Origin of the sequence: Orrella dioscoreae (assembly GCF_900089455.2) — a bacterium.
GTDB classification, from domain to species: Bacteria; Pseudomonadota; Gammaproteobacteria; order Burkholderiales; family Burkholderiaceae_B; genus Orrella; species Orrella dioscoreae.
In genome coordinates this window covers 2,352,533-2,378,890 of record NZ_LT907988.1, presented here as the reverse complement: position 1 = coordinate 2,378,890, position 26,358 = coordinate 2,352,533, and the positions used below count along the sequence as shown (strand labels likewise).

Sequence of the window (26,358 nt, the reverse complement as noted above, 5' to 3'; positions counted from 1 at the left end):
ATTGGTTTTATCCTGCTTCGTATGATCGGGCGCGACAGGCAAGGCGCGGCGCCGCCCCAAGGCGGCCCGGCATCGTCGCGAATTACTCTTTTTCCAGCGTCCGGACGCGGCGGCGGATTTGCGCCAATTGCTGCAGGACCGCGGCGTTGCGCTGCCAATCCCCGTGCTCGGCGTAAGGATACACGCCGGTGTAGCGGCCGGGCTTGGAAATGCTGGAAGTGACGGCGGTGCCGCCAGAAATGTGCACGTCATCGCCCAGCGTGATGTGGCCAGACAGCATGGCCGCGCCGCCAATCGTGCAGCGGGCGCCGATGACGGTGGAGCCGGCCACGCCGACGCATGCCGCCATGGCAGTGTGCTCGCCGATACGCACGTTGTGGCCGATCATGATCTGGTTGTCCAGCTTCACGCCGTTGCCGACCAGCGTGTTTTCGAGGGCGCCACGGTCCACCGTCGTGTTGGCGCCGATCTCGACGTCGTCGCCGAGGACCACGCCACCAAACTGCGGGATCTTGCCCCAGGCGCCCTTGCCCAGCGTGGGATCCGGCGCGAAACCGAAACCGTCGGCACCCAGCACGGCGCCGCTGTGCAGGATGGCCCGCGCGCCCACCTGGACATTGGGATACAGCGTGACACGCGCATGGAGCACCGAGTCGGCCCCCAGCACGGAGCCCGCGCCGATGACGCAGCCCGGCCCCAGCGTGCTGCCGCGGCCGACGCGGGCGCCGGCTTCGACGACGCAATGCGGCCCGATGCGCACGTCATCCTCGACGACCGCGCCCGGCTCGATCACCGACAGCGGATGCACCGATGCCGGCATGCGCGGATGGCGGGTGGCGTCGAACCACTGCGCCACGCGGGCATAGAACAGGTAGGGATGCGCGCAGAGGATCCGCGCGAAGGCTGCGGTAGCGGTGTCGCCCTCCAAGGCCTGGGCGGCCTCCGGCGTCAGGATGACGGCGGCCGCGCCCGTCTGGGCCAACTGGCCCACGAAGCGCGGGTTGGAGAGGAAGGACAGTTCTTGTCCACCCGCTGAGGACAGCGTGCCAAGGCCGGCGATGACCGGCATGGCCTGCCCCGCGGGCAGAACCAGGGACCATTCCAGTCCCTGGGTGTTCACAGACTTCAGCAGGTCGTCTAGTGCAGGCGCGTGTCCGGCGTCAAGCAGCAACGGCATGGCTGGATTACTTGCCCAGCGCCTGGATCACCTGGTCGGTGATGTCGATGCGCGGATTGACCGTGATGGCGTCCTGGATGATCAGGTCGAAGTTCTGCTGCTCGGCCAGCGTCTTGATGGCCGCGTTGGCCTTCTCGACGATGCCGGTGAACTCTTCGTTGCGACGACGGTTGAAGTCTTCCTGGAATTCACGGCGCTTGCGTTGCAGCTCGCTGTCCAGGTTGGCCAGGTCGCGTTGACGCTTGATGCGCTCGGACTCGGACAGCACAGGTGCGTCCTTGTCGAACTTCTCGGCTTGCGAACGCAGGCTGGTGGCCATGCGCTGCAGCTCATCGTCGCGCTTCTTGAATTCGGATTCGATCTTGGCTTGCGCGGTACGGGCGGGGCCGGAATCACGCAGGATCCGCTCGGTGTTCACAAAGCCGATCTTCGTGCCTTGCGCTTGCACCGGCGCCGCCGCCAGTGCGCCAGCGGCCAGCGTGACAGCGGCCAGGCCCAGGGCCAGGCCACGCGAGACCCGGGCACCGAAAGCGGGAGACGGATTGAGTGCGGAAACAGACTTCATAAAACTCTCACCTAGCAAAAAGGTCAAGCCCAAAGGCCTATTGTGCCATTAAACGGGGGCTCAAAATCCCGTGCCGATCTGGAACTGGAAGCTTTGCGTGTCGTCGCCCGGCTTGTCATTGAGCGGACGGGCATACGAAATCTGCAGCGGACCGAGCGGCGAGTTCCACGACAGGCCGATACCCGCCGAGTAACGCAGGTCGCCCAACTTGATGTTGTCGTTGCCGCCGTAGACCTGGCCGCCGTCGGCGAAGGCGAACCAGCGCAGCGTGCGGTCCTGCTGCGCGCCGGGGAACGGCAGGTAGAACTGGACGTTGCCGACCACGCGCTTGGAGCCGCCGATGAAGTCGTTCGTGAGCGTGTCGCGCGGACCAAGAGACGAACCCTCGTAGCCGCGCACCGTGCCCATGCCGCCGGCGTAGATGTTCTTGATGACCGGGAAGGCATTGCCGCCATAGGACTTGCCCCAGTCCACCATGCCGTTCAGCGCCAGCGTGTAGCTGCGGCCGAAAGGCACGTAGTACTGCTGCTGGGCGGACAGCATGTAGTACTTCAGGTCCAGGGTGGAGAGATCGCTCTTCAGGCGGGTATACGAACCAGAGGTGGGCGCCAGGGCGCTGTCGCGCGTGTCCTTCGACCAGCCCAGCGAGAAGATGGCGGCATTGGCGCCATCACCGTACTCCCGCTCGAAGTCCTGGTAGGCCTGCGGCGAGTTGGAATAGGTGGTGAGCTTGTTGTTCTCGAGGTTGACGCCCAGGAAGACGCGGTCGAACTCCGAGATGGGCACGCCGAAATTCATGCCCAGGCCCATCGACTTCACGCGGAAATCGCCGTCGTTGTTATAGAACGGCTCCGTCACGCGGTAATAGGCCGACGTCGTGCGGCTGACACCGTCACGGGTCCAGTAGGGATCGGTGTGCGACAGCACGACCGCGCGGTTGGTGCGGCTGGTGTTCAACTGCAGCGTCAGGTTCGTGCCGCTGCCAAAGACGTTGTCCTCGCTGATGCCGGCCGACAGGATGGCCTTGTCGGACGAGCCGTAGCCCACGCCCAGATTGATCATGCCGGTAGGCTTTTCCTTCACGTCGACGTTCAGGTCGACCTGGTCGGGCGAGCCCGGCACCGGATCGGTCTTGACGTTGATGTCGTTGAAGTAGCCCAGGCGGTCGATGCGGTCGCGCGAGATCTTGATGTCGCCGGCGTCGTACCAGGCGGCTTCCTGCTGGCGCATTTCGCGGCGGACGACCTCGTCGCGCGTGCGCGTGTTGCCGCCGACCTGGATGCGGCGCACGTACACGCGACGGCTCGGATCGACGTAGAACGTCAGGTCGGCTTCGTGCGTCTCGCGGTTGAGCACCGGATTGGGGTTCACGTTGGCGAAGGCGTAACCCAGCTCACCCAGGTAGTCGGTGATTGCCTTGGAGGTGGCGTTGGCGCGCTCGGCCGAGAACGTGTCGCCCGCCTTCAATTGCACCAGGCTGTTGATCTCCGCGTCCAGGCCCAGCAGTTCGCCGGCCAGCTTGACGTCGGAAACCTTGTAGGGCTTGCCTTCGTTCACCGTGAAGGTGATGAAGATGTCCTTGCGGTCGGGCGAGATGGTGACCTGCGGGGGCTCGATGGAGAACTCGAGATAGCCGCGATTCAGGTAGTACGAACGCAGCGTCTCGACGTCGCCTTCCAGCTTTTCACGCGAGTACTTGTCGGAATCCGTGTACCAGGTCAGCCAGCCCGGCGTGGTCAGCTGCAGCTCGGACAGCAGGTCGCTTTCCGAGAAGGCCTCGTTGCCCACGATGCGGATCTCGCGGATCTTGGCGACTTCGCCTTCGAAGACCTCGAAGCTCACGCCCACGCGGTTGCGGGGCAGCGGCGTGACGGTGGAGGTGACCTCGACACCGTACTTGCCCTTGTTCAGGTATTGCTGCTTGAGCTCGAATTCGGCCTGCTCGAGCATGGAGCGGTCGAACACCCGGCCTTCGCCGAAGCCCACCTGGCGCAGCGAATCGGTGATGGTCTTGGCGTCGAACTCGCGCATGCCGGTGAAGCTGACCGAGGCAATGGTGGGGCGTTCCTGGACGACCACGACCACGACGTCATTGGCGGTCTCGATGCGCACGTCGCTGAAGAAGCCGGTGGCATACAGGCGGCGCACCGCCTCGCCAGCCTGCTCGTCGGTGAAACGCTCACCCACCTTGACCGGCAGGTAGCCAAAAATGGTGCCAGCGTCGGTGCGCTGCAGGCCGTCGACGCGGATGTCACGCACGACGAAGGGGTCGAAGGCATGCGCGGCAACCGGCATGAGCAACGCGGCGATGAGGCTGGGCAGCAACAAAGGCTTGCCCAATGCGGGGGCTCGGCGCGTGGAAATCCGGCTAAAAAACATCCTTGGCGATCCTTGATCGGTTCTTTTCGGTCAAATGGCGGGGGATTTTAAGGCAGAACGCGGTCAGGTGAAAAGCCGCACGACATCGTTGAAAAGTGCCAGGCTCATGAGGCCGGCCAATATCGCAAAACCCGCGCGCTGGCCAAGCTCGAGCCAGCGGGTCGAGGGGGGACTGCCTTTGATGATCTCGACGAAATAGTACAGCAGGTGGCCGCCGTCCAGCATGGGGATGGGCAGCAGGTTCAGGACCCCCAGGCTCACGCTGACCAGGGCCAGGAACGCAACGTAGGCGCCCAGGCCGATACGCGCCGTCTGGCCGGCATAGTCGGCGATGGTGACCGGACCGCTGACATTGCGCCAGGACACGTCACCGGTCAGCATCCGGCCCATCATCTTCAGGGAGAACCACGCCGTGTCGACCGTGCGCGTGACACCCAGCGCCAGGCTTTCGCCCAGGCCGTAACGCACCTCCACCATGGGAACGTCCGCGCCGAGCTGCACCGCGATCCGGCCGACCCGGCCGCCCTGCCCGTCGTCCTCGAGGGTCGGCGTCACGGGAATGACGAGACGGGCATCGCCGCGCTGCACGTCCAGGCGCAGGGGCTGGCCATCGCTGGCCTGGATGGCGGCGATGAGCGAGCGGGTGGTGGGATCCCGCAGCGCTTCCGCGCCCAGGATGCGGTCGCCCTCCTGCAAGCCCGCGGCCTCGCCGGCGCCGCCGGCAATCACGCCGCGCACGACGGGCGGCCCCGCCTGCAGGCCCAAGCCGGCATCGGCCAGGGGATCAGTGGCCGAGGGATCCATGTTCGATGGCGGCACCACGAACTCGCGGGAAACTTGCGCGCCGTCAACGCCGCGCACTTCCACCAGGGCTCGGCCACCGCCGGACAGCACATCCAGCAGTTTCCAGCGGGCATCGCTCCAGGAGCGCACGTCCTTGCCGTCGATCTTCTCGATGCGCTCGCCCGCCTGGAAGCCGGCGGCCGCGGCCGGCGTACCGGCGGCGGGTGCGGCCACCACGGCCTCCGGTTCCTGGGTGCCCGCCAGGTTCAGCGAGGCGTACAGCAACGCCGCCAGCGCCAAGTTGAAGAACGGCCCCGCCGCGACGATGGCGATACGCTGGCTGACGGGCTTGGCATTGAAGCTGCGCGCCACTTCCTGCGCAGGCGCACCGGGAGGCGGGTCGTCCTGCATCTTGACGTAGCCGCCCAGGGGAATGAGGGACAAGGCCCATTCGGTGCCATTCCTGTCGGTCCGGCGCGCGATGACGCGGCCAAACCCCAGCGAGAAACGCAGGACGCGTACGCCGCAAGCGCGGGCGACCCAATAATGCCCCAGCTCGTGGAAGGTAACCAGGATGCCCAGGGCCAGGGCGAAGGCGATCAGCGTGAAGAGCATGGCGGGGTCAGGAGGGAGCGTGGCCGCGCAGCGGCGCGGAAATCATCAGGGGACGCGGGGCCATCCCATCGAAAGACAGAGCCTGCGGGGGCATGGAAGGTTCCCCGCGCCAGAGGACCGGGGCGCGCCTCAGGAGACCGCCTCGGCGCGGCTCGCCTGCTCCCGGACCGCCTGGTCCAGCGCCAGCACCGACTCAAGGCTGTCGAGCGTAGCAGAAGCCTGCCCCGCCTGCCACGACAGCGCCGACTCGATGCACTCGGCGATGGCGGTGTAACGCAAGCGGCCCGCCAGGAAGGCGGCCACGGCGACCTCGTTGGCGGCGTTGAAGGCGATGCAGGCCCCCTGGCCCGCGCGCAGGGCCTGGAAAGCCAGGTCGAGGCAAGGATAGCGGCCAGGCTCGGCAGCCTCGAAATCCAGCCGGCCACGGCTGGCCAGGTCCAGCGGGCTGACCCCGCTTTCCAGGCGCGCCGGGAAACCCAGCCCGTAGGCAATGGGCGTGCGCATGTCGGGCTGGCCCAGTTGCGCCAGCACCGAGCCATCGGCGTACTCGACCATGGAATGCACGACGCTTTGCGGATGGACCAGCACCTCGATGCGCTCGGGAGGCATGGCGAACAGCCAGTGCGCCTCGATGACCTCCAGCCCCTTGTTGACCATGGTGGCGGAGTCCACCGAGATCTTGCGGCCCATGCTCCAGTTCGGATGCGCGCAGGCCTCGTCCGGCGTGATGTCGGCCAGGTCCTGCCAGCGGCGCAGGCGGAACGGGCCGCCAGACGCCGTGAGGATCAGCCGCCGCACGCCGGGCGCGGGCGCCGACGGCGCGCCGGCCCGCCCGCCGTGAGGCAGGCACTGGAAGATGGCGTTGTGTTCGCTGTCGATCGGCAGGAGTTCGGCGCCGTTCTCGCGCACTGCGCGCATGAAGACGGACCCCGCCGCCACCAACGCTTCCTTGTTGGCCAGCAGGACCCGCTTGCCCGCGCGCGCGGCGGCCAGCGCCGCCGGCAGGCCCGCGGCGCCGACGATGGCCGCCATGACGCTGTCGGTGCCGGACTCGGCGGCGGTATCGGCCAGGGCCTGCACCCCCACGCGGATCTCGGGCGGCGTCACGCCTGACGGCCAGGCCTGCTGGAACGCGGTGCGCGCGGCGGTGTCGGGCACGACCACGACGGCGGCCCGGCTTGCCAGCGCCTGCTCGGCCAGCTTGTCCATGCGGCTGTAGGCCGACAGGCCATGGACGGCATAGCGGTCCGGATGGCGGGCGATCACATCCAGCGTGCTGCAACCGATCGAGCCGGTGCTTCCCAGCACGGTGACACGGCGCATGGCGCTCACGTCACGACTCCGGAAAGCAGCAGCGCCACGGGCGCCACGGGCACCAGGGCGTCGATGCGGTCATAGACGCCGCCATGGCCCGGCAGCAGCGAGCCGGAATCCTTGACGCCGGCCCGGCGCTTCAGGAGGGATTCGAACAGGTCGCCCATGACGGACAACGCGGCCAGCAGCAGGGCGAAGGCCAGCGCGGCGGGCACTCCCCAGCGCTGGGCCAGGTCATGGCCGAAGGTGCCTGGCCACTGCGAGCAGGCGCCAACGTAGACCGCCACCAGCACGGCGCCGGCGATGGCACCTTCCCAGGACTTGCCGGGACTGACGCGCGGCGCCAGCTTGCGACGGCCAAAGGCGCGGCCGGCGAAATAGGCGCCGATGTCGGCCACCCACACCACCGCCATCATGCTGACGAGATACAGAGCGCCATGCGTCATGTAGAACAAGGCCAGCGCGGCCCACGCGCAATACAGCGCGGGGATCGCGAACAGCGACCACAGGATGCTGCGCGGGGCCTGCTCGACCTGTCCGCGCACCACGGCAAGCGTGCCGGCAAACAGCCAGATGCCGGCGACGACGGGCACGAACAGCCGGGTCGTGATGGCATAGACGGTCAGGCGAGCGGAAAGATCGGCGGTGGGAGACTGCCACAGCCAGGCGCAACCCAGCGTGAGCAGGCCCATCGCAATGCCAGCGGCGACCGCGGCGGCGTCACGGCCCGGCGCGGTCAGGCGCAGCCATTCCCACAGCGCGCAGCCGGTAGCGACGGACAAAAGGACAAGCAAAGGCCAGATGCTGCCCGATGCTAGGGCCGCCGCGATCAGCGCGAGCAGGACGACGGCGGTGACGATACGGGTGCGGAGCATGGCGCTTGCCTCCGGTGTCGGGGATCGAGGCTCAGGCGCCGTTTGCCAGCTGGGCGCTGGTGCGCCCGAAGCGGCGCTCGCGCGTCTGATACCACTGGAACGCGGCCGCTATTTCTTCATGGCCGAAATCAGGCCAGTAGCGGTCGGTGAAATAGAGTTCGGTGTAGGCGAGCTGCCAGACCAGGAAATTGGAGATGCGTTGCTCGCCGCCGGTGCGGATGAACAGATCAGGCTCGGGCGCCCAGGCCATGGACAGATACGGCGCCAGCGCCGCCTCGTCGATGCGGGCGGGGTCCGCGGCCAGTTCCGGCCGCGCACGCAGCATTTCGCGCGTTGCCTGCAGGATGTCCCAGCGGCCGCCGTAGTTGGCGGCCACGCTCAGCGTCAGGGCCGTGTTGTGCTCGGTACGGGCCTGCGCCGCCAGGATCAGGTCCTGCAGGCGCGGCTCGAAGGCGCTCAGGTCGCCCACCACGCGCAGGCGCACGCCCTGCTCTTCCAGCTTGTCGACCTCGCGTTCCAGCGCCTGCACGAAGAGCCGCATGAGCAGCGACACTTCGTCGGCGGGACGGCGCCAGTTCTCGGAGCTGAAGGCGAACAGGGTCAGGTACTCGACGCCGTGGCGGCCGCAGGCCTCCACGACGCGGCGCACGGCCTGCACGCCCTTGGCGTGCCCGGCGGTGCGCGGCAACAGGCGTTGCGTGGCCCAGCGACCATTGCCGTCCATGATGATGGCGACGTGGCGCGGGACCGCGCGCGTGTCAGGGACGGCTTGGGTGGAGCTGATGGTCATGGGCGAGCGGGATCACGACGGCCTCAGACCGTCAGGATCTCCCCTTCCTTCGTGACGATGAGCTTGTCGATCTCGGCGATCTGCTTGTCCGTCAGCTTCTGGATGTCGTCCTGGCCGCGGCGCTCGTCGTCCTCGGAGATTTCCTTGTCCTTGACCAGCTTCTTCAGCGACTCATTGGCTTCGCGGCGCAGGTTGCGCACGGCGATCTTGGCATCCTCGCCCTCGCTCTTGACGACCTTGATCAGGTCGCGGCGGCGCTCTTCGGTCAGGGCAGGCATCGGCACGCGCATGCTTTCGCCCATGGCCTGCGGATTCAGGCCCAGGTCCGACTCGCGGATGGCCTTCTCGATCGGCTGCACCATGCTCTTTTCATAAGGCTGCACGTTCAGCGTGCGGGCATCGATCACGGTCACGTTGGCAACCTGGCCGATCGGCACCGGCGAGCCGTAATACTCGACCTGCACGTGATCCAGGATGCCGGCATGGGCACGACCGGTGCGGATCTTGGCCAGCGCGAGCTTGAAGGCGTCGATGGATTTCTCCATGCGGGACTCGGCGGACTTCTTGATGTCGGAAACGCTCATGAATAATTCCTTGCTCAGACGTGCACCAGGGTGCCCTCATCCGCGCCAGACACAACGCGCTTGAGAGCTCCGGGCTTGTTGATCGAAAACACCTTGATGGGCAGTTTCTGGTCGCGGCACAGCGCGAAAGCCGTCGCGTCCATCACCTCGAGGCGACGCACGATGGCTTCATCGAAGCTGATCCGGGCGTAGCGGGTCGCCTCGGGATCCTTGTTGGGGTCGGCGGTATAGATGCCGTCCACCTTGGTCGCCTTCAGCACGATCTCGGCGCCGATTTCCGCGCCACGCAGCGCGGCGGCCGTGTCGGTCGTGAAGAAGGGGTTGCCCGTGCCCGCGGCGAAGATGACGACCTTGCCCTCTTCGAGATAGCGCAGGGCCTTGGGACGGATGTAGGGCTCGACGACCTGGTCGATGTTCAGGGCGGACTGCACGCGGGTGTCGACACCGCGGTGCTTGAGCGCGTCCTGCAGCGCCAGGGCGTTCATGATGGTGGCCATCATGCCCATGTAGTCGGCGGTCGCGCGGTCCATGCCCTGCGCGCCCGGCGCCACGCCGCGGAAGATGTTGCCGCCGCCGATGACGATGGCAAGTTCGACGCCGAGCGTCGCGACTTCAGCCACTTCCTCGGTCATGCGCAGGATGGTGCTGCGATTGATGCCGAAAGCATCCTCGCCCATCAGCGCCTCGCCGGAAAGTTTGAGAAGAACCCGTTTGTACGTTCTGCTGCTCATAGGTGGTATCCCGTAGCGCGTTCCGACGAAAGCCATTCTATGCCAGATGCGTCCGACATCGGACGACCGGCCCAAATGCAAACCGCCGCCGCGCGGCCGGCCCCGAGGACCAGACCGACACGGCGGCGGCGTGACCGATCAGCCCTGGCCGGCCGCGGCAGCGGCGACTTCAGCGGCGAAATCGGTGACCTTCTTCTCGATGCCTTCACCCACCACGTACAGCTTGAACTGGGCGATGCTGGCGCCCTTTTCCTTCAGCAGCTGTTCGACGGTCTGCTTGTCGTTCTTGACGAAGGGCTGCGACAGCAGCGTGACTTCCTTCAGGAACTTCTGCACCGAACCTTCGACCATCTTGGCGACGATGTCGGCGGGCTTGCCCGACTCGGCAGCCTTCTGCTCGGCAACCGAACGCTCGGTGGCGATGTCGGATTCCGGCACGCCGGCGGCATTCAGGGCCTTGGGCTTGGTGGCGGCGATGTGCATCGCCAGGTCCTTGCCCAGTTCGTCGGCGCCCGAGAACTCGACGAGCACGCCGATGCGGCCGCCGTGCACGTAGCTGGCCAGCTTGTTCTGGGTTTCGATGCGCTCGAAGCGGCGGATCGAGATGTTCTCGCCGATCTTGCCGATCAGCGCGGTACGGGTCGAATCGACCGTGCCTTCGCCGAAGGGCGCGGCCGACAGGGCGGCGACGTCAGCGGGATTGTTGGTGGCGACGAACTGGGCCAGATCATTCACGAAGCCGACGAAATCGGGGTTCTTCGCGACGAAGTCGGTTTCGCAGTTGATTTCGATGACGGCGCCTTGCTTGGCGTCGGCCGAGATGAACAGGCCGATCAGGCCTTCGGCCGTGACGCGGGCGGCAGCCTTGCTGGCCTTGTTGCCCAGCTTGACGCGCAGCAGTTCCTCGGCGCGGGCCAGGTCGCCCTCGGCCTCGGTCAGCGCCTTCTTGCATTCCATCATGGGTGCGTCGGTCTTTTCGCGCAGTTCCTTGACCATCGAGGCGGTAATTTCAGCCATGTTCGCTCCAAATGTGTAAAACAGACCCCGGTCAGGCCGGGGCGTGAATATCAGGTGTGACGAGGGCGCACCGCAGGGCCGCGCATCTCGCGCAGCCCTGCGGGCGCCCTCTGTCCGATCAGCCTTGCGCGTCGTCCTGGACTTCGACGAACTCTTCGCTGCCTTCGGCCACTTCCTCGACCAGGCCGTTCAGGCGCTGCTCGCGGCCTTCCAGGACGGCGTCGGCGATGCCCTTGGCGTACAGCGCGATGGCCTTGGCCGAGTCGTCGTTGCCGGGGATGACGTGGTCGATGCCTTCGGGCGAGTGGTTGGTGTCAACCACGGCCACGACGGGCAGGCCCAGCGAACGGGCTTCGGCGACGGCAATCTTGTGGTAGCCGACGTCGATGATGAAGAGCGCGTCGGGCAGGCCGTTCATGTCCTTGATGCCGCCGATCGACTTGTTGAGCTTGTCCAGCTCACGCGAGTACAGCAGGCCTTCCTTCTTGCTCAGGCGCTCCAGGCCGCCGTCGACCGACATGGCTTCCATGTCCTTCAGGCGCTTGATCGAGCTCTTGACCGTCTTGAAGTTGGTCAGCATGCCGCCCAGCCAACGGCTGTCAACGAAAGGCATGCCGGCGCGGGCGGCTTCGGCAGCCACCAGCTCGCGCGCGGCGCGCTTGGTGCCGACGAACAGGACCGTACCGCCCTTGGCGGCGATCTGGCGGGCGAACTTCTGGGCTTCCTGGAACTTGGCGACGGTCTGTTCCAGGTTGATGATGTGGATCTTGTTGCGGTGACCGAAGATGTACGGGGCCATCTTCGGGTTCCAGTAACGGGTCTGGTGGCCGAAGTGGACACCGGCTTCCAGCATTTCGCGCATGCTAACGGACATGAGAATTTCTCCTAGGGTTTGGACTGGTATTGCGCCTGCACCCCCTGCCCTGCTTGATGACTGGACAGGTGGCACCCTGGTGGCGCAACACGCGATTCGGGACGGTCGAAGAGACACGCTAGACTGTGGGTTGGCGTGTGGGTTTGGCGCGCGGCCTGGCGGCCCCGCTCCTGCCATCAGCCCCAAAACGGTCCCAGCGCTTTGAGGCAAGCCTATAATTCTACTATCTTTTCACAGCAGCCCTCAAGTCACACATGAATCTCGTCACCGATCCGGCCGATCTGGCCAACATGCGCGCCGCCTGCCAGGACGCCGCCCGCATCCTGGATTTCCTCGCTCCCCATGTCAAACCTGGCGTCACGACGGGCGAACTGGATCGGTTGTGCCGTGAGTACAGCGCGGAACTGGGCGTGAAATCGGCCACCGTGGGCTATGCCCCGCCCGGCTACCCGCCCTTCACCGGCGCCATCTGCACCTCGGTCAACCATCAGGTCTGTCATGGCGTTCCCGGCGACAAGGTGCTGAAAAACGGGGACATTCTCAATATCGACGTCACCATCATCAAGGACGGCTGGTTCGGCGACACGAGCCGCATGTTCCACATCGGCGAGCCCACCATCCTGGCGCGCCGCCTGGTCGACATCACCTTCGAATGCATGTGGCTGGGCATCGACAAGGTCCGTCCCGGCAACACGCTGGGCGACGTCGGCGCGGCCATCCAGAAATACGCCGAGAAGAACGGCTATTCCGTGGTGCGCGAATTCTGCGGCCACGGCATCGGCCGCCGCTTCCACCAGGATCCGCAGGTGCTCCACTATGGCAAGCCCGGCACCGGCGTGAAGCTCGTGCCCGGCATGATCTTCACGGTCGAGCCCATGATCAACGCCGGCCGCCGGGAAATCCGCCAACTGTCCGACGGCTGGACCGTCGTCACGCGCGACCACAGCCTTTCCGCGCAGTGGGAACACACCGTGCTGGTCACCGACACCGGCTACGAAGTGCTGACCATTTCCGATGGCGTGCAAGCGCCGCCCGCGCTGATCTCCCAAGCCCAGCAACCCTGATCCCGCCCGCCACCGCGAGCCCAGCATGCGCCAGACCGACCTCTCCGACCTGCGTGACCGCTTGCGCAACAGGCGCGCCGCCGCCATTGCGCAGTTTCGCGAGCACCTGCGCCCGGACACCCTGCTCGGCGACCTGCGCCGCGCGACCGACCACGCACTGCGCGAGCTGCTGAAGCTTTGCCCGCTGCCCGCCGGCGCCACGCTGGCCGCGGTCGGCGGCTACGGCCGCGGCGAGCTGTACCCCTATTCGGACGTCGACCTGCTGCTGCTCCTGCCCGACGCCCCCGGCCCGGCGGACGAAAGCGCACTGGAACGCCTGGTGGCGGCGCTGTGGGACATCGGCCTGGAGCCCGGCCACAGCGTGCGCACCATCGCGCAATGCAAGATCGAGGCCGATGCCGACATCACGGTCGAGACCTCGCTGCTGGAGTCGCGCTGGCTGGGCGGCAGCCGCACGCTGATGCGCCAGTTCGAACAGGCCATGCAGGACCGCCTGGACGCTGGCCGCTTCTTCCAGGACAAGCGGGTGGAGATGCAGCAGCGCCACGCGCGCTACAACGACACGCCCTACTCCCTGGAGCCCAACTGCAAGGAATCGCCGGGTGGCCTGCGCGACCTGCAGGTCATCCTGTGGATGTCGCGCGCGGCCGGATTCGGCGACTCCTGGCGCGCCATCGCGCGCAACGGACTGCTGACCGACACCGAGGCCCGCGACCTGCGCCGCGCCGAGCAGGCCTTCAAGCGCCTGCGCATCGAGCTGCACCTGCTGTCCGGACGCCGCGAGGATCGCGTGCTGTTCGACCTGCAGCCCGGCCTGGCCCAGGTCTATGGCATCGAGGCGACCGCCACGCGTCGCGCCAGCGAAGTGCTGATGCAGCGCTATTACTGGGCGGCGCGGCTGGTCACGCAGCTGAATACGATCCTGGTGCAGAACGTCGAGGAGCGGCTGTTTCCGCGCCCCCTGGACGACGCGCACGAGATCGACGAAGACTTCCGCAACCTGCATGGCCGCCTGGACATCCGGCTGGACGACGCGTTCGAACGCAACCCGACCCTGGTGCTGCGCGCGTTCCTGACCATGCAGCAGCACCCCGAGCTGACCAGCATGTCCGCGCGCACGCTGCGCGCGCTGTGGCACGCGCGGGACCGCATCGACGCGCAATTCCGCGACAATCCGGTCAACCGCAAGCTGTTCCTGCAGATCCTGCAGCAGCCGCGCGGCATCGTGCACGAACTGCGCCGCATGACCATGCTGAACATCCTGCCGCGCTACCTGCCGGTGTTCCGGCACATCGTGGGCCAGATGCAGCACGATCTCTTCCACGTCTACACCGTCGACCAGCACACGCTGGCCGTCATCCGCAACCTGCGCCGCTTCACCATGCCCGAGCACGCGCAGGAGTACCCCCTCGCCAGCCAGCTGATCTCCAGCTTCGACCGGCACTGGGTGCTCTACGTGGCAGCGCTGTTCCACGACATCGCCAAGGGCCGGGGCGGCGACCACTCCGAACTGGGCGCCATCGACGTGCGGCAGTTCGCCCAGGACCACGGCATGGACAGCGAGGACGCCGAGCTGGCCGAATTCCTCGTGCGCAAGCACCTGCTCATGTCCACGGTGGCGCAGAAACGCGACCTCTCCGACCCCGAGGTCGTGCGCGGCTTCGCGCAGGCCGTTGGCGACGAACGCCACCTGACCGCCCTGTATCTGCTGACGGTGGCCGACATCCGCGGCACCAGCCCGAAGGTCTGGAACGCGTGGAAAGGCAAGCTGCTGGAAGACCTCTATCGCCTGACGCTGGCCGTGCTGGGCGGCGCCCGGCCGGGCGACGCCAACACCGTGCTGGCGCAACGCCGCGAGGAAGCCGCCCGCCTCACCCGCCTGGCCGGCCTGCGCGACGACGCCCGCGATGCGTTCTGGAACCAGCTGGACGTGGCCTACTTCCTGCGCCACGATGCGGCCGAGATCGCCTGGCACACCCGCCACCTGTATCACCGCGTGAACCCCGGAGAGCCGGTGGTGAAGGTGCGCCCCACCGAGCAGGGCGAAGGCCTGCAGGTCATGGTCTACACGCGCGACACGCCGGAACTCTTCGCCGCGATCTGCGGCTATTTCGGCATGCGCAACATGAGCATCCAGGACGCACGCATCCACACCACCCGCCTGGGCTGGGCACTGGACAGCTTCATCGTGCTGGCGCCCGATCACGTCGGCAACCTGCGCGCCCAGGCCACGCTGGTCGAACACGAACTGGCATCCCGGCTGGCCGACACCGCCAGCGCCGCGCAGGTCGAACAGCAAGGCGCGCGCTACGGCAGCTCGCGGCAATCCCGGCTGTCGCGCATCTTCCCCATCCGCCCCCATGTCGAACTGCAGCCCGATGAGCGCAGCAAGTCCTGGCGCCTGTCGCTGACCGCCACCGACCGCCCCGGCCTCCTGCACGGCCTGGCGCAGGTGTTCAACGAACACGGCATCAACCTGCAGACCGCCAAGGTGATGACGCTGGGCGACCGCGTCGAGGACGTCTTCGTGATCGACGGGTCCGCGCTCGAGCATCCGCGCAGCCAGTTGCGTTTCGAACGCAGCATCATCGAGCTGCTGTCGGATGGGGCGAAACGTGCTGCTTGATCACTACGCCCCGATCTTCCTGAGCAGCCTGCTGTTCGCGCTGGCCACCCTCTTCCCGATCCTGAATCCGCCCGCCGTCGCGCCGATCTTCCTCTCGCTGACGGAAGGCGCGTCGCTGGCCACGCGCGCCGCGCTGGCCAAGCGCATCGCCCTGAACGCGCTGATGATGCTGGTGATCGCCATGACGCTTGGCCATATCGTGCTGGCGTTCTTCGGCATCTCGCTGGCCATCGTGCGCGTGGGCGGCGGCATGCTCGTCATCGCCAGCGCCTGGCGCCTCGTGAACTCGCCCGACGGCGGCACCGGCCACGCCGCGCAGCTGGCCGAGCCCTTCACCAGCGAAATGGCGCGCGCCCGCGCGTTCTACCCCCTGACCTTCCCCATCAGTTGCGGGCCCGGCACCATCGCCGCGGCCATCACCGTGGGCGCCTCGCTGCGCGACGACCAGACGGCCACCAGCATGGTCCGCCTGGCGGGCTCCCTGCCCGCCCTGCTGCTCGTCTCTTTCTCGCTGTTCCTGTGCCTGCGTTTCGCCGCGCGCTTCCTGCATAAGCTGGGCGAAAGCGGCACGGCGGTGTTCATGCGACTGTCCGCATTCATCCTGCTGTGCCTGGGCGTGCAGATCGTCTGGGAAGGGATATCGGAACTGTTGCTGCAATGGCTGGTCCGTGCAGGGGTCGCCCCCGCGGGGGCTCCCTCCCCCCTGTCCTTCCTGCTCGGCAAGGTAATCGCATCATGACTTTCAATTCCCGCTTCCTGCTGGGCCTGGTCGCCACGCTCAGCCTGGGCGCCGTCGGCATCGCGCTGGTGTCGCAATACGCCTTCGACATGCCGCCTTGCGCCTGGTGCGTCATGCAGCGCCTGATCTACCTCGCCATCGGCGGGCTGTGCCTGCTCGGGCTGCTCCTGCCCGCGGGCCTGGCGCGCCGCGCGCTGGCAAGCCTGGGCGTCCTGCTGGCCGCCTCCGGCGTGCTGGCCGCCTGGTACCAGTTCAACGTCGCCGCCAAGCTGTTCTCGTGCGACCAGACTTTCGCCGACCGCTTCATGACCAGCATCGGCCTGGACGCCGCGGTGCCCTGGCTGTTCGGCATCTATGCCAGCTGCATGGACGCCGTCGTGCACGTGCTCGGCATCGAATACGCCATCTGGAGCCTGTCGCTCTTCGTCGTGCTCGGCCTGCTGCTGATCCTGGCAGCCACCCGGCGCGCCTGACCTCACCGCCCGCGCCGTCAAGACCCGGAAAACAGAACGCCCCGTCCATCGGACGGGGCGTTCTGTCATTCAGCACAAGCGCCAGGCGTGCGCGGCCCGCGGTGCTCAGGCTTCGTTCGCGGCATAGCCCATGTTGAACTGCAGGCCGCCGGCCTCATGCTCCGCGGCTTCGCGGCGCTCGCCCAGGCGGGCCAGGTACTCCGGCGTGATGTCGCCGGTGATGTACTCGCCCGTGAAGCACGACGCATCGAAGCGCGTCAACGCAGGATTCAGGTCGGTGACGGCCTGCTGCATGGCCGCGATGTCCTGGTAGATCAGGGCATCGGCGCCGATGATGCGGGCCACTTCCTGTTCGTCCCGGCCATGGGCGATCAGTTCCGTCTGGGTGGGCATGTCGATGCCGTAGACGTTGGGGAAACGCACGGGCGGCGCGGCCGAGGCCATGTAGACCTTGTTCGCGCCAGCGGCGCGCGCCATGTCCACGATTTCGCGGCTGGTGGTGCCACGCACGATGGAATCATCGACCAGCAGCACGTTCTTGCCCTTGAACTCCATGCCGATCGCATTGAGCTTCTGGCGCACGGACTTCTTGCGCACGGCCTGCCCCGGCATGATGAAGGTGCGGCCCACGTAGCGGTTCTTGATCAGGCCTTCGCGGTAGTTCAGGTTGAGCCGGGCAGCGAGCTGCATGGCGGCCGGACGCGAGGAGTCGGGAATCGGCATGACCACGTCGATGTCACCCAGGCGCAGCGTGCGGGCCAGCTTGTCGGCCAGGTACTCACCCATGCGCAGGCGCGAGCCGTAGACCGAGACGCCGTCGATCAGCGAATCGGGGCGGGCGAAATAGACGTATTCGAAGATGCAGGGGTTCAGCGAGGGACTCTCGGCGCACTGGCGCTGCGAGAACCGGCCGTCCTCATCGATGAACACCGCCTCGCCGGGCTGCACGTCGCGCACGAAGGCGAAACCGCTGCCTTCCAGGGCCACCGACTCGGAGGCCACCATCCACTCCACGCCCGCCTCGGTTTCCATGCGGCCCACGCAGAGGGGCCGGATGCCGTTGGGGTCGCGGAATGCCAGCACGCCGTAGCCGGCGATCTGCGCCACGACGGCATAGCCGCCACGCACACGCTTGTGCACCGCTGCCACGGCGCGGAAGATCGCGTCCTCGTCCAGCGACACGCCGTTGGCGGCGCGCTGCATCTCGTGCGCCAGCACGTTCAGCAGCACTTCGGAGTCGGAATTGGTGTTGATGTGGCGGCGGTCGATGCGGAACAGCGACTCGCGCAACTCGCGCCAGTTGGTCAGGTTGCCGTTGTGGGCCAGCGTGATGCCGAAAGGCGCGTTCACGTAGAACGGCTGCGCCTCCTCGGCGCTGCTGCTGGAACCCGCGGTGGGGTAGCGCACGTGGCCGATGCCGCTGGTGCCCGGCAGCGAGCGCATGTTGCGGGTGCGGAACACGTCGCGCACCAGGCCATGCGCCTTGTACATGTTGAAGTTGCTGGCCTGCGACGTGGAGATGCCGGCAGCGTCCTGTCCCCGGTGCTGCAGGAGCAGCAAGCTGTCATAGAGCAGCTGGTTGACCGGTCCGCGCCCGACAACCCCAATGATTCCACACATGGTGATTTCCTGTCTTGGATGACTACTGACTGATTACTGGTTGCGGCTCGGCCTGCTCGCCATAAGGCACCCACGTTGCCAGCGAAGGAGGCAGCCACATCTTGACTTGCCGCACCGCCTTTTCGGCGGTGCCTGAAAACATTGCCTCGCGCCACCAGGTTTCCTGGGGCAGCGGCGTGTACCCGGCCAGCACCATCAATGCCAGCACCATGACCGCCCCGCGCAGCAGGCCGAACAGGCCGCCCAGGCCATGGTCGGCGGGGGTCAGCCCGGTGCTGCGCAGCAGCGCGGCCAAGGTCATGTTGACCAGGCCCACGCCCAGCAGCACGACGATGAACACCGCTGCGTAGGACACGCCCATGCGCAGCAACGAGGTTTCAATATAGGGTTCCAGCCAGACGTACACCGTCGGCCCCCACCAGATCGCGGCGACGAAGGCCAGCGCATAGGCGATGAGCGAGAGCACTTCCTTGAGCAGGCCGCGAACCAGCCCCAGCACCGCCGAAACGGCCAGGATGGCCAGGACGACGAAATCGAATCCGGTCACTGTGCGGCAATGAATCCGTTGTCATAGCCCAGCGTCCGCAAGCGGGCCTGGGCCGCCTGGGCCGCGTCGCGCGACGGGAACGGCCCCACGCGCAGGCGATATTGCTGCTTGCCACCGGCGGACACGGGCTCGACGAAGGCGTTGGTCACGCCCGCGGCATGCAGCTTGTCGCGCCGGCTGTTGGCATCGACCTGCGTGGTGTAGGCGGCGATCTGCAACACGAAGGCGCCCCGCGCGTTGGCGGCGGGCTTGGGCGCAGGCTTGGCTGGCGCCTCGCCGCGGCCCTCGAGCAGCGCCAGCGCGCGCGCGCCATCGTCGCTGCGGGAATCCTGGGGCTTGGGCGCGGGCTTCGCGGGCGTTTCACGCTGCTCGGCAGGGTGCTGCGCGGGCGGACGCTGGGCTTGCTGCTGCGTGGCGGGCGGTTGCGTGGCGGCCACGGGAGGCTGGGCAGGCGCGGGCTGCTGCAGGGCGTCGCCTGCCAGCGCGGGCGGCTGCGGCACGGCCTCGGGCGCTGCCGCGGGTGCGGCGGGCGCAGCCTGCGGTGCGGAAATCTGCGGTTGGTAGGGCGTGTTGCGGTCGGGAATCCGGATGGGGATGTCGTCGGCCACCGGCACTGGCTCGGAGTCGAGCACCATCGGCAGCACGATCACGGCCGCCAGCACCAGGGCGACCGCGCCAGCCAGGCGCCGCCGGGCGCGGGCGCGCAGCTCGGCGGCCTGGGCCTCGCTGGAGACAGAGGGACGAGCCTTGCCCGCCTGCTTCTGGGACGAGGCGGAGTCACTGCGCGAGAACAATCCCATCAAAAACATCCCTTGCTGGCGTGGCGAACGGGTCGGGGTGAACGCATCGGAAACGTATACCGGGCCACGTGCATGTCAGCGGCGCTCAGCGGCCCCGACTCAGTGGCCCCAGACTCAAGCGGAGCGGCCCAGTGCCTGGAGCACGGCCGCCACCGTCAGGAAGGACCCGAACACCACGATTCTATCACCCTCACCTGCCTCGCCCAGCGCCGTTTCAAAGGCTTGCGCCGCGCTGGCGGCGGCCTGCACGCGGGGCTCGTCGGCCTTGTGCGGATCCAGCGCCAGGGTGTCGCGCACCTGCCCGGCCAGCGCCTCGCCGTCGCGCCCCCGGGCGCCGGGCAACGTGGCGCAATGCCAGCGATCGATGCGGCGGCCCAGGGCCTGGATGACGGCGTCGGCGTCCTTGTCGGCCAGCATGCCGAACACCGCGTGCGTATAGGGGAAGAAGCCCATGTTGTCCAGGTTCTGCGCCAGGACGGCCGCGGCATGCGCATTGTGGGCCACGTCGAGGATGATGGCGGGCTTGCCCGGCACGATCTGGAAGCGTCCGGGCAAGGAGGCCTGCGCCAGTCCCAGGCGCACCGCCTGCTGTGGCACGGGCAGGCGCTCGTGCACCGACTCCAGCGCCGCCAGCGCGGCGCAGGCATTCAACAACTGGTTGGCACCACGCAGCGCCGGATAGGCCAGTGCGCGGCGGCGCTGGCTGCGTCCGCCGTAATTCCATTGCTGGCGGTCGCCCGCATAGTTGAAATCGTGGCCAAAGCGCCACAGGTCCGCGCCGATGGCCTGGGCATGCGCCAGCAGGGACTCGGGCGGCACGGGGTCGCTGCAGATGGCCGGGCGGCCCGGCCGGAAGACATGGGCCTTCTCGAAGCCGATGCGTTCGCGCGTGTCGCCCAGCCAGTCGGTATGGTCGATATCGACACTGGTCACGATGGCGCAATCGGCATCGATGATGTTCACCGCGTCCAGGCGCCCGCCCAGGCCCACTTCCAGCACGGCCGCGTCAAGCCCGGCATCGGCGAACAGGCTCAGGATGGCCAGGGTGGTGAACTCGAAATAGGTCAGCGGCACCTCGGCGCGCGCGGCTTCCACCCGCTGGAACTGGGCGATCAGGTCCGCATCGCTGGCGTGCTCGCCATTGACACGCGCCCGTTCGTTGAAGGCCAGCAGGTGCGGCGAGGTGTAGAGGCCGGTCCGGTAGCCGGCAGCCAGCAGCATGGCCTCCAGCATTGCGCAGGTGGAACCCTTGCCGTTGGTCCCGGCCACCACGAACGTGACGCAATCCAGCTTGAGCGCCATGCGTTCGGCCACCTGCCGCACCCGCTCCAACCCCATGTCGATGGGACGGGCGTGGATGGATTCGAGATAGCCCAGCCAATCATCCAGCGTGGCGGCGGCGCCAGGTACGGGTAGCGACATGACAGCAGTGTGAACGGGAAAGGCCGAAGTGTAGCGCAGGCGCCTCGCGTTTCTACGGGACAACCCGCCCCCCCCATTCCCTTGAACAGCACCCTAAAGTTCCCTGGATTACGACCGTAACCAGTCCGAGAAGCGTCGCGGCGTCACCGTGCGCGCATGGTGCGAATAAAACTGCCTTTCGGAGCCCCCATGGCCATCCCTCCCGTCACTCCCGCAGTCGCGTCCGTGCAGGCCGCGCCGATCCTGCCCGATTCCGCGCTCCAACTGCCCAGCACCACCGTGGCGGCGGTCGGCGACGCCCAGAAATCCTCGGCGGGCGACACCGCGACCTCCAATCAGGGACAGAACCCTGCCAATGCGGGCGCCGACAACACGACCCAGACGCTCGAAGGCGCGATCGAAGAACTCAACCGCGGCATGCAGGCTTGGTCGACCCAGTTGCAATTCGAGGTCGACCCCGACATCCAGCGCCTGGTGGTGAGCGTGCTGGACGCCGAAACGGGCGACACCATCCGCACCATCCCCAGCGAAGCCGTGTTGCGCATGGCGAAAATCATCGTCAGCCTGCAAGGCCAGATCGTCAACGCCCAGGCCTGAAACAAGCCGGCGTCACCGGAATTTCAAGAATTGGCAGGTGATGTGCCCTTTTCCCGCCTGATAGATGGGACGGACCCGGGCGCACAATACCTAACTTAGGAGCACTGAAGCATGGCAATCTCCAACATCGGCGTCGGTTCGGGTCTTCCGCTGGATCAACTTCTGGCTGATCTGCGCAAGAACTCGGAAGCCCCGCTCACCGTCATCCAGAACAAGCAGACCGTCGCCAACGCGCGCCTGTCCGCCTACGGCGTGCTGAAAAGCAGCGTCGAAGCCGTGCAGAAGGCCGCCGAGGCCCTGGGCAAGGCGTCCACCTATGGCGCGGTCAAGGTCACCTCGAACAGCACCGACACGCTGACCGTCACGGGGTCGGACAAGGCCATCGCCGGGCAATACAGCGTCGAGATCACGGAACTGGCCAAGGCGCAATCGCTGGTCGGCCTGGGCCGCGAAGATCGCACCAGCAACATCGGCAACGGCGGCGTCATCACCTTCACGCGTGAAGACGGCACGACGGCCAAGCTGGACCTGAGCGGCAAGGACACGTCGCTGGATGCCATCGTGGCAGCCATCAATGCAGACCCCTCGCTGGGCGTGAACGCCACGCTGATCAACGACGGCTCCGACTCGCCCCACCGCCTGATGCTGACCGCCAGCACGACCGGCACCGACGCCGCCATCACCAGCATCTCGGTCGAGGGCAACGCCGACCTGCAGAGCCTGCTGGGCTATGACGCGGCCGATCCCTCCGCCCACACCCTGGAGCAGAAGACCGAGGCCCTGAACGCCAAGCTGACGATCAACGGCATCGAGATCACCAGCCAGACCAACACGGTGACCGACGCCGTCGAAGGCCTGACGCTCACGTTGAACAAGAAGACGAGCACGGACCCCGTGCTCGTCAGCGCGACCCGCGATCCCTCGGTGGCCACCAAGGCCGTCACGGATTTCGTGAACGCCTACAACAACATGAACACCAATATCCGCCAGCTGACCAGCTACAACGCGGATAACGGCCAGGCCAGCGTGCTGACCGGCGACTCGGTGTCGCGCAACATCCAGAGCCAGATGCGCTCGATCCTGGACTTCTCGCTGCCCGGCACCGCCGTCGGGACGCTGGCAGGCCTGGGCATCACCACCAATCCCGCTTCCGGCGCCTTGACGGTGGACAACACCAAGCTCGAAGCCGCACTGAAGGCGAACCCCTCCGAGGTGATCGCCTTCTTCGCTGGCGAAGACGGCCTGTCGGCCCGCCTGCAGAAGACCACCGAGAGCATCCTCAACACCGAGCAGGGCATCATCAGCACCGCCCAGAGCGGCGCCAAGCGTCAGGTGGACGACCTGAAGACGCAACTCGCCTCGGCCGAAGCCCGCATCGATAGCCAGATGGAAGTCTATCGGAAGCAGTTCCTGGCGCTGGACAAGATCGTCACCCAGATGAACGCCACGTCCAGCTATCTCACGCAACAGCTTGAGATGCTGAGCGCCAACGCCACCAAGAAGAATTGATGAGCTACGCCACCCGCCGGTCCCCGGGCGCACGCGGTATCGCCCACACCTATTCCAATATCGGCCTCGAGACCGAGGTGCTCAGCGCCTCGCCCGAGAAGCTGATCACCCTGCTGCTCGATGGCGCGCGCGCCGCCATCGCACGCGCCAAGCTGTACATGGAAGAAGGCAACATCCCGGCGCGTGGCCAGTCCATCTCCAAGGCGCTGGACATCATTGAAAACGGCCTGAAGGCCTGCCTTGACATGGAAAAGGGCGGTGAAATTGCCGTCAATCTCCGCAATGTCTACGAGCTGGCCTCGCATAGTCTACTCCTGGCCAACCTGAATGCCGACATCGAGCGACTGGACGTCGCCGATCGACTGCTCGCCGACATCGCCGATGCCTGGCGCGCCGTTACCGGCAAGGGGAGCTGAACTTCCCACCTTCTCCGTTACGAAGGACTTCCTTGTCTACCCGCGCCTCCTCCCCCCCTTCGCCGCAGCCCCCCATCCTGCGGCAGTATGAAAAGATCGCGGCCATCACGGACGCGATGCTTGCAGCCGCCCGCCAAGGCGACTGGACACTCGTCCTGCAACTCGGCCAGCAGTATTGCGAACTGGCCGAGGAGATCCGCACGCTCGACGACTCCGGTCCCCTGGATGATGCGGGACGCGGACAGAAGCACGACTTCCTCGTGCGCATTCTCGAAAACGATGCGCTGACCCGCGACCTCGCCGTTCCCCAACTTGCCCGGCTGGGTGATCTGCTGGGACGCATGAAGCGCCAGCAATCCCTGATCCACACCTACGGACTCTCGGCGCCTGAGGTATGAGCGTCGGATCGTCAGCGCTGGGCACGCTGCTGGTCCAGCGCCTCGACGCGGTGCTGGGCACCACGCTTGCCCAGCACGCCAACCTGATCAACGGTGCACGCCCTGACGCCCTGGCGCAGGCAGCCGCGGCCGCCAGGCTGCTCGGCCCCGATGTGCCGGGCAGCCGCACGGAAAAGGAAACGCTGGAGCGCACCCGCATCGACGGCACGCGCGGCTCCGGCCGCGGTGCCGGCCAGATCGCCGGCCAGGACGACGACGGCGCCGTGGCCGGCCGCATGCGCCATGCCAGCACCGCCTCGACGCCCTCGGCCCCCACGTCGCTGGGAATGACGGCACGCACCATCCTGGCGCTGCTGTCGCGTTACCCCGACCCCGCCCCGCCCGCCACCGGGAAGGCGCCGCTGTGGTCCACGCCTGCGCAGGCCGGTGGCGCGGCCGCCCCGGCCGCCGCCGCGCCGGGCGCCCAAGGTTCGCCCGCCCCCCGTGCCGAAGGCCAGCCTGCCGCGCCGCAAGGCGGCGCCAGCGCGACGGCCGCCACGCAACAGGCCGCCCCTGCCCTGGCCCAGGCACCCAGCGCTGCCCTCCTCGCCCGCGCGCTGGCACAGGCCCTGGACGGCAGCGGATTGTTCTATGAGTCCCACCTGGCGGCGCTGGCCTTTGGCAAGCGCACGCCCGCGCAACTGCAGGCCGAGCCCCAGGCGCGCCTGCACCAGCAGAATCCCCAGCCTGACGGCCAGCGCGCCGGTGATACCGCCGGCCGCCCTGCCGCCGACACCCCGCAAGCGACCCAGGCCGGCGCCACGCTGACCGCCTCGGGCGTGCACCCCGATTCCGCCATGCTGGTGCGCCAGCAGCTGGAAGTGCTTGCCAACCAGATGGTCAGTTGGCGCGGCGAGGCCTGGCCCGATGCCCCCATGTGGTGGGAAGTGGGCCGCGACGCCGAGCAAGGCGCCAGCCCCGAGCAAGGGCCTGCCTGGTCCAGCCGCCTGGTGCTGGAACTGCCCACGCTCGGGCGCGTCGAGGCGCACCTGCAGCTTGCCGCCGGCAACCAGCTCGTCATGCGCCTGGCCGCGCCCGACAGCGCCAGCCGGCTGCAGGAAGCCTCCGAACTGTTGCGCAACCGCTATGAAGCGGCAGGCTTTGCCCTGACGCATTTCAGCGTGGATGCCAACGCGGCGGACGCCCCGTCACCGGAGCCGTCGCCATGAGCCAAGCCACGCCCGGCAACCGCAAGACCGCCATCGCCTTGCGCTATGACTCGGAACAGGATCGCGCACCTCGCGTCGTGGCCAAGGGCTATGGGATACTGGCGGACGCAATTCTCCGCGCCGCGCACGAAAACGATCTCTACGTCCATGAATCGCCCGAACTCGTGGGCCTGCTGATGCAGGTGGATCTGGACAGTCACGTTCCTCCCCAGATGTATCTCGCCGTCGCAGAACTGATGGCATGGCTCTATCGCCTGGAATCCGCCGATAACGCGCCATCCGCGCGTATCGGAGAGCCGGGTCAGTCGTAACACCAAGAGAATCCAACATGTCCCTGGCCAACACAGAAAACGATCCCGATTACTGGCTTTCCAGCCCGGAAGACATCCGCGCGGCCCTCTTCGAACTGATGCACCCGGACAGCCACATCGTCGTGCGCGATCCGGCCGAGCGCGAGCTCGCCGTGCAACTGCTGGCAATCGACAAGTCCACCCGGTCGTTCTTCTGGCTGCCCCGCGACTACGAAGGCTCGGACTTCGCCGAGAACGACACCCGCGGCCTGATGGCGGGCACGGTGTTCGACGTCATCGGCCACGGCTACAGCGGCGTGCAGATCCGCTTCCGCATCAGCCGCCCCGAAGTCGTGCGCCTGGATGACGGCCGCTCGGCACTGTGGTCCGGCTTCCCGGAAAGGCTTGCCCGCATCCAGCGCCGCCGCTCCTTCCGCGCGCAGGTCCAGGTATCGGGCAGCCAGCCCGGCATCGTGGCGCGCTGGACGCCCGCCGCGCTGGCCGCCGGGACGTACACCTTCAACATCCGTGACATCTCGATCGAAGGCATCGGCATGCGCTGCAACGCGCTGCTGAGCGACCTGCCTGCCCCCGGCGAAACCATGAAGGACGTGACGCTGGATTTCGGCGACGCCGGCACCCTGCGCACCTCGCTGCAGGTCCGCAACGCGTATGCGCTGGGCCGCCAGCCGGGCCAACCCCTGCCCGACGGCTCGACCCCGCATGTCGACCCGGCCCTCGAAGGCGTGAAGCCCCCGGTGGCCAAGGCCCAGACGCACGGCGCACACCCGCCCCTGACGCACCTGGGCGCCCTGTTCATCGATCTGGATGCCCGCCAGGAGACCTGGCTGCAGCAGGTGGTGTGGCGCCTGGAAAAGCAGCGCAACAGCTCACACGATTGACGCGCAGCAACTCGTGCCGCTGGCGGCGCAAGTAACGCAACAC

The 26,358-nt window shown here is 67.2% G+C and carries 26 protein-coding genes; 11 read left to right on the top strand and 15 right to left on the bottom strand.

The features are described 5' to 3' along the window. Positions 1–82 precede the first annotated feature (82 nt). The 11 genes from lpxD to rpsB form a co-directional block, all read right to left on the bottom strand. Positions 83–1,177 carry a UDP-3-O-(3-hydroxymyristoyl)glucosamine N-acyltransferase gene (lpxD, locus tag ODI_RS11120; protein WP_067749467.1) on the bottom strand — a complete coding sequence of 365 codons (1,095 nt, stop codon included), beginning with the start codon at positions 1,175–1,177 and terminating at the stop codon, positions 83–85. A 7-nt stretch (positions 1,178–1,184) separates the two neighbouring features. Continuing rightward, the gene (locus ODI_RS11115) at positions 1,185–1,742 is read right to left on the bottom strand and encodes an OmpH family outer membrane protein (RefSeq protein WP_067749469.1); all 558 of its coding nucleotides are present in this window, start codon (positions 1,740–1,742) and stop codon (positions 1,185–1,187) included. Between the two features lie 60 nt (positions 1,743–1,802). Continuing rightward, complete coding sequence (gene bamA, locus ODI_RS11110) at positions 1,803–4,121, bottom strand: outer membrane protein assembly factor BamA (RefSeq protein ID WP_067749471.1); 2,319 nt, start codon at positions 4,119–4,121, stop codon at positions 1,803–1,805. A gap of 63 nt (positions 4,122–4,184) precedes the next feature. Next, positions 4,185–5,519, bottom strand: a complete 1,335-nt coding sequence (gene rseP, locus ODI_RS11105; protein WP_067749473.1) for an RIP metalloprotease RseP — start codon at positions 5,517–5,519, stop codon at positions 4,185–4,187. Positions 5,520–5,648: 129 nt separating this feature from the next. Next, complete coding sequence (gene dxr, locus ODI_RS11100) at positions 5,649–6,851, bottom strand: 1-deoxy-D-xylulose-5-phosphate reductoisomerase (protein WP_067749474.1); 1,203 nt, start codon at positions 6,849–6,851, stop codon at positions 5,649–5,651. After that, positions 6,848–7,708, bottom strand: a complete 861-nt coding sequence (locus ODI_RS11095) for a phosphatidate cytidylyltransferase (protein WP_067749476.1) — start codon at positions 7,706–7,708, stop codon at positions 6,848–6,850. The genes dxr and ODI_RS11095 overlap by 4 nt, the downstream gene beginning before the upstream one ends. A gap of 31 nt (positions 7,709–7,739) precedes the next feature. Next, positions 7,740–8,498: a polyprenyl diphosphate synthase gene (uppS, locus tag ODI_RS11090; RefSeq protein WP_067749479.1), complete on the bottom strand. Its 759-nt coding sequence runs from the start codon at positions 8,496–8,498 to the stop codon at positions 7,740–7,742. A 23-nt stretch (positions 8,499–8,521) separates the two neighbouring features. Beyond that, complete coding sequence (frr, locus tag ODI_RS11085) at positions 8,522–9,082, bottom strand: ribosome recycling factor (RefSeq protein ID WP_067749481.1); 561 nt, start codon at positions 9,080–9,082, stop codon at positions 8,522–8,524. 14 nt (positions 9,083–9,096) lie between these two features. After that, positions 9,097–9,813 carry a UMP kinase gene (pyrH, locus tag ODI_RS11080; protein WP_067749483.1) on the bottom strand — a complete coding sequence of 239 codons (717 nt, stop codon included), beginning with the start codon at positions 9,811–9,813 and terminating at the stop codon, positions 9,097–9,099. Positions 9,814–9,951: 138 nt separating this feature from the next. Further along, on the bottom strand, positions 9,952–10,830 hold the full coding sequence (gene tsf / locus ODI_RS11075) for a translation elongation factor Ts (protein ID WP_067749485.1): 879 nt from the start codon (positions 10,828–10,830) through the stop codon (positions 9,952–9,954). Between the two features lie 118 nt (positions 10,831–10,948). Beyond that, the gene (gene rpsB / locus ODI_RS11070) at positions 10,949–11,704 is read right to left on the bottom strand and encodes a 30S ribosomal protein S2 (RefSeq protein ID WP_067749487.1); all 756 of its coding nucleotides are present in this window, start codon (positions 11,702–11,704) and stop codon (positions 10,949–10,951) included. A gap of 254 nt (positions 11,705–11,958) precedes the next feature. Here rpsB and map point away from each other — a divergent pair, with 254 nt between their 5' ends. The 4 genes from map to ODI_RS11050 are packed head-to-tail and all read left to right on the top strand — an operon-like array spanning position 11,959 to position 16,606. After that, a complete protein-coding gene (gene map / locus ODI_RS11065) occupies positions 11,959–12,768 on the top strand; it encodes a type I methionyl aminopeptidase (protein WP_067749489.1) in 810 nt (269 codons plus the stop codon). Between the two features lie 25 nt (positions 12,769–12,793). Beyond that, a complete protein-coding gene (locus tag ODI_RS11060) occupies positions 12,794–15,394 on the top strand; it encodes a [protein-PII] uridylyltransferase (RefSeq protein ID WP_067749491.1) in 2,601 nt (866 codons plus the stop codon). After that, positions 15,384–16,133, top strand: coding sequence for a MarC family protein (locus ODI_RS11055; RefSeq protein WP_408635927.1), 750 nt, complete (start codon positions 15,384–15,386; stop codon positions 16,131–16,133). The genes ODI_RS11060 and ODI_RS11055 overlap by 11 nt, the downstream gene beginning before the upstream one ends. Then, complete coding sequence (locus ODI_RS11050) at positions 16,130–16,606, top strand: disulfide bond formation protein B (RefSeq protein WP_067749495.1); 477 nt, start codon at positions 16,130–16,132, stop codon at positions 16,604–16,606. The genes ODI_RS11055 and ODI_RS11050 overlap by 4 nt, the downstream gene beginning before the upstream one ends. 105 nt (positions 16,607–16,711) lie before the next feature. On the opposite strand, the gene purF is transcribed toward ODI_RS11050, so the two are convergent. From purF to folC, 4 genes are all read right to left on the bottom strand, one after another. Then, the gene (gene purF / locus ODI_RS11045) at positions 16,712–18,226 is read right to left on the bottom strand and encodes an amidophosphoribosyltransferase (RefSeq protein ID WP_067749496.1); all 1,515 of its coding nucleotides are present in this window, start codon (positions 18,224–18,226) and stop codon (positions 16,712–16,714) included. A 22-nt stretch (positions 18,227–18,248) separates the two neighbouring features. Further along, entirely contained in the window at positions 18,249–18,773 is a 525-nt protein-coding gene (locus ODI_RS11040) for a CvpA family protein (protein ID WP_067749497.1), read from the bottom strand. Beyond that, positions 18,770–19,573, bottom strand: a complete 804-nt coding sequence (locus tag ODI_RS11035; RefSeq protein WP_067749534.1) for an SPOR domain-containing protein — start codon at positions 19,571–19,573, stop codon at positions 18,770–18,772. The genes ODI_RS11040 and ODI_RS11035 overlap by 4 nt, the downstream gene beginning before the upstream one ends. Before the next feature lie 114 nt (positions 19,574–19,687). Continuing rightward, positions 19,688–20,995, bottom strand: coding sequence for a bifunctional tetrahydrofolate synthase/dihydrofolate synthase (folC, locus tag ODI_RS11030; protein WP_067749498.1), 1,308 nt, complete (start codon positions 20,993–20,995; stop codon positions 19,688–19,690). A 189-nt stretch (positions 20,996–21,184) separates the two neighbouring features. Between folC and ODI_RS11025 the strand changes: the two genes are divergently transcribed. The 7 genes from ODI_RS11025 (at position 21,185) to ODI_RS10995 (ending at position 26,315) form a co-directional block, all read left to right on the top strand. Then, positions 21,185–21,592: a flagellar protein FlaG gene (locus ODI_RS11025; protein WP_067749499.1), complete on the top strand. Its 408-nt coding sequence runs from the start codon at positions 21,185–21,187 to the stop codon at positions 21,590–21,592. 111 nt (positions 21,593–21,703) lie between these two features. After that, entirely contained in the window at positions 21,704–23,101 is a 1,398-nt protein-coding gene (gene fliD / locus ODI_RS11020) for a flagellar filament capping protein FliD (protein ID WP_067749501.1), read from the top strand. After that, the gene (gene fliS / locus ODI_RS11015; RefSeq protein WP_067749504.1) at positions 23,101–23,517 is read left to right on the top strand and encodes a flagellar export chaperone FliS; all 417 of its coding nucleotides are present in this window, start codon (positions 23,101–23,103) and stop codon (positions 23,515–23,517) included. Before fliD ends, fliS begins: the two co-directional genes overlap by 1 nt. A gap of 116 nt (positions 23,518–23,633) precedes the next feature. Continuing rightward, positions 23,634–23,915: a flagellar protein FliT gene (locus tag ODI_RS11010; RefSeq protein WP_067749506.1), complete on the top strand. Its 282-nt coding sequence runs from the start codon at positions 23,634–23,636 to the stop codon at positions 23,913–23,915. Further along, a complete protein-coding gene (gene fliK, locus ODI_RS11005; protein WP_098020896.1) occupies positions 23,912–25,123 on the top strand; it encodes a flagellar hook-length control protein FliK in 1,212 nt (403 codons plus the stop codon). The genes ODI_RS11010 and fliK overlap by 4 nt, the downstream gene beginning before the upstream one ends. After that, positions 25,120–25,434 carry an EscU/YscU/HrcU family type III secretion system export apparatus switch protein gene (locus tag ODI_RS11000; RefSeq protein WP_067750820.1) on the top strand — a complete coding sequence of 105 codons (315 nt, stop codon included), beginning with the start codon at positions 25,120–25,122 and terminating at the stop codon, positions 25,432–25,434. The genes fliK and ODI_RS11000 overlap by 4 nt, the downstream gene beginning before the upstream one ends. Positions 25,435–25,451: 17 nt before the next feature. Continuing rightward, a complete protein-coding gene (locus ODI_RS10995) occupies positions 25,452–26,315 on the top strand; it encodes a flagellar brake protein (RefSeq protein ID WP_067750822.1) in 864 nt (287 codons plus the stop codon). The last annotated feature ends 43 nt before the right edge of the window (positions 26,316–26,358 follow it).

Bases quoted from the DNA above. Each gene is read 5' to 3' on its own strand.
- uppS (WP_067749479.1), bottom strand. From the start codon at position 8,498: ATGACCATCAGCTCCACCCAAGCCGTCCCTGACACGCGCGCGGTCCCG.
- frr (WP_067749481.1), bottom strand. From the start codon at position 9,082: ATGAGCGTTTCCGACATCAAGAAGTCCGCCGAGTCCCGCATGGAGAAA.
- map (WP_067749489.1), top strand. From the start codon at position 11,959: ATGAATCTCGTCACCGATCCGGCCGATCTGGCCAACATGCGCGCCGCC.
- ODI_RS11035 (WP_067749534.1), bottom strand. From the start codon at position 19,573: ATGGGATTGTTCTCGCGCAGTGACTCCGCCTCGTCCCAGAAGCAGGCG.
- folC (WP_067749498.1), bottom strand. From the start codon at position 20,995: ATGTCGCTACCCGTACCTGGCGCCGCCGCCACGCTGGATGATTGGCTG.
- lpxD (WP_067749467.1), bottom strand. From the start codon at position 1,177: ATGCCGTTGCTGCTTGACGCCGGACACGCGCCTGCACTAGACGACCTG.
- ODI_RS11095 (WP_067749476.1), bottom strand. From the start codon at position 7,708: ATGCTCCGCACCCGTATCGTCACCGCCGTCGTCCTGCTCGCGCTGATC.
- fliD (WP_067749501.1), top strand. From the start codon at position 21,704: ATGGCAATCTCCAACATCGGCGTCGGTTCGGGTCTTCCGCTGGATCAA.
- rseP (WP_067749473.1), bottom strand. From the start codon at position 5,519: ATGCTCTTCACGCTGATCGCCTTCGCCCTGGCCCTGGGCATCCTGGTT.
- ODI_RS11025 (WP_067749499.1), top strand. From the start codon at position 21,185: ATGGCCATCCCTCCCGTCACTCCCGCAGTCGCGTCCGTGCAGGCCGCG.
- rpsB (WP_067749487.1), bottom strand. From the start codon at position 11,704: ATGTCCGTTAGCATGCGCGAAATGCTGGAAGCCGGTGTCCACTTCGGC.
- pyrH (WP_067749483.1), bottom strand. From the start codon at position 9,813: ATGAGCAGCAGAACGTACAAACGGGTTCTTCTCAAACTTTCCGGCGAG.
- purF (WP_067749496.1), bottom strand. From the start codon at position 18,226: ATGTGTGGAATCATTGGGGTTGTCGGGCGCGGACCGGTCAACCAGCTG.
- fliK (WP_098020896.1), top strand. From the start codon at position 23,912: ATGAGCGTCGGATCGTCAGCGCTGGGCACGCTGCTGGTCCAGCGCCTC.
- ODI_RS11060 (WP_067749491.1), top strand. From the start codon at position 12,794: ATGCGCCAGACCGACCTCTCCGACCTGCGTGACCGCTTGCGCAACAGG.
- fliS (WP_067749504.1), top strand. From the start codon at position 23,101: ATGAGCTACGCCACCCGCCGGTCCCCGGGCGCACGCGGTATCGCCCAC.
- ODI_RS11115 (WP_067749469.1), bottom strand. From the start codon at position 1,742: ATGAAGTCTGTTTCCGCACTCAATCCGTCTCCCGCTTTCGGTGCCCGG.
- ODI_RS11000 (WP_067750820.1), top strand. From the start codon at position 25,120: ATGAGCCAAGCCACGCCCGGCAACCGCAAGACCGCCATCGCCTTGCGC.
- ODI_RS10995 (WP_067750822.1), top strand. From the start codon at position 25,452: ATGTCCCTGGCCAACACAGAAAACGATCCCGATTACTGGCTTTCCAGC.
- bamA (WP_067749471.1), bottom strand. From the start codon at position 4,121: ATGTTTTTTAGCCGGATTTCCACGCGCCGAGCCCCCGCATTGGGCAAG.
- ODI_RS11050 (WP_067749495.1), top strand. From the start codon at position 16,130: ATGACTTTCAATTCCCGCTTCCTGCTGGGCCTGGTCGCCACGCTCAGC.
- ODI_RS11010 (WP_067749506.1), top strand. From the start codon at position 23,634: ATGCTTGCAGCCGCCCGCCAAGGCGACTGGACACTCGTCCTGCAACTC.
- tsf (WP_067749485.1), bottom strand. From the start codon at position 10,830: ATGGCTGAAATTACCGCCTCGATGGTCAAGGAACTGCGCGAAAAGACC.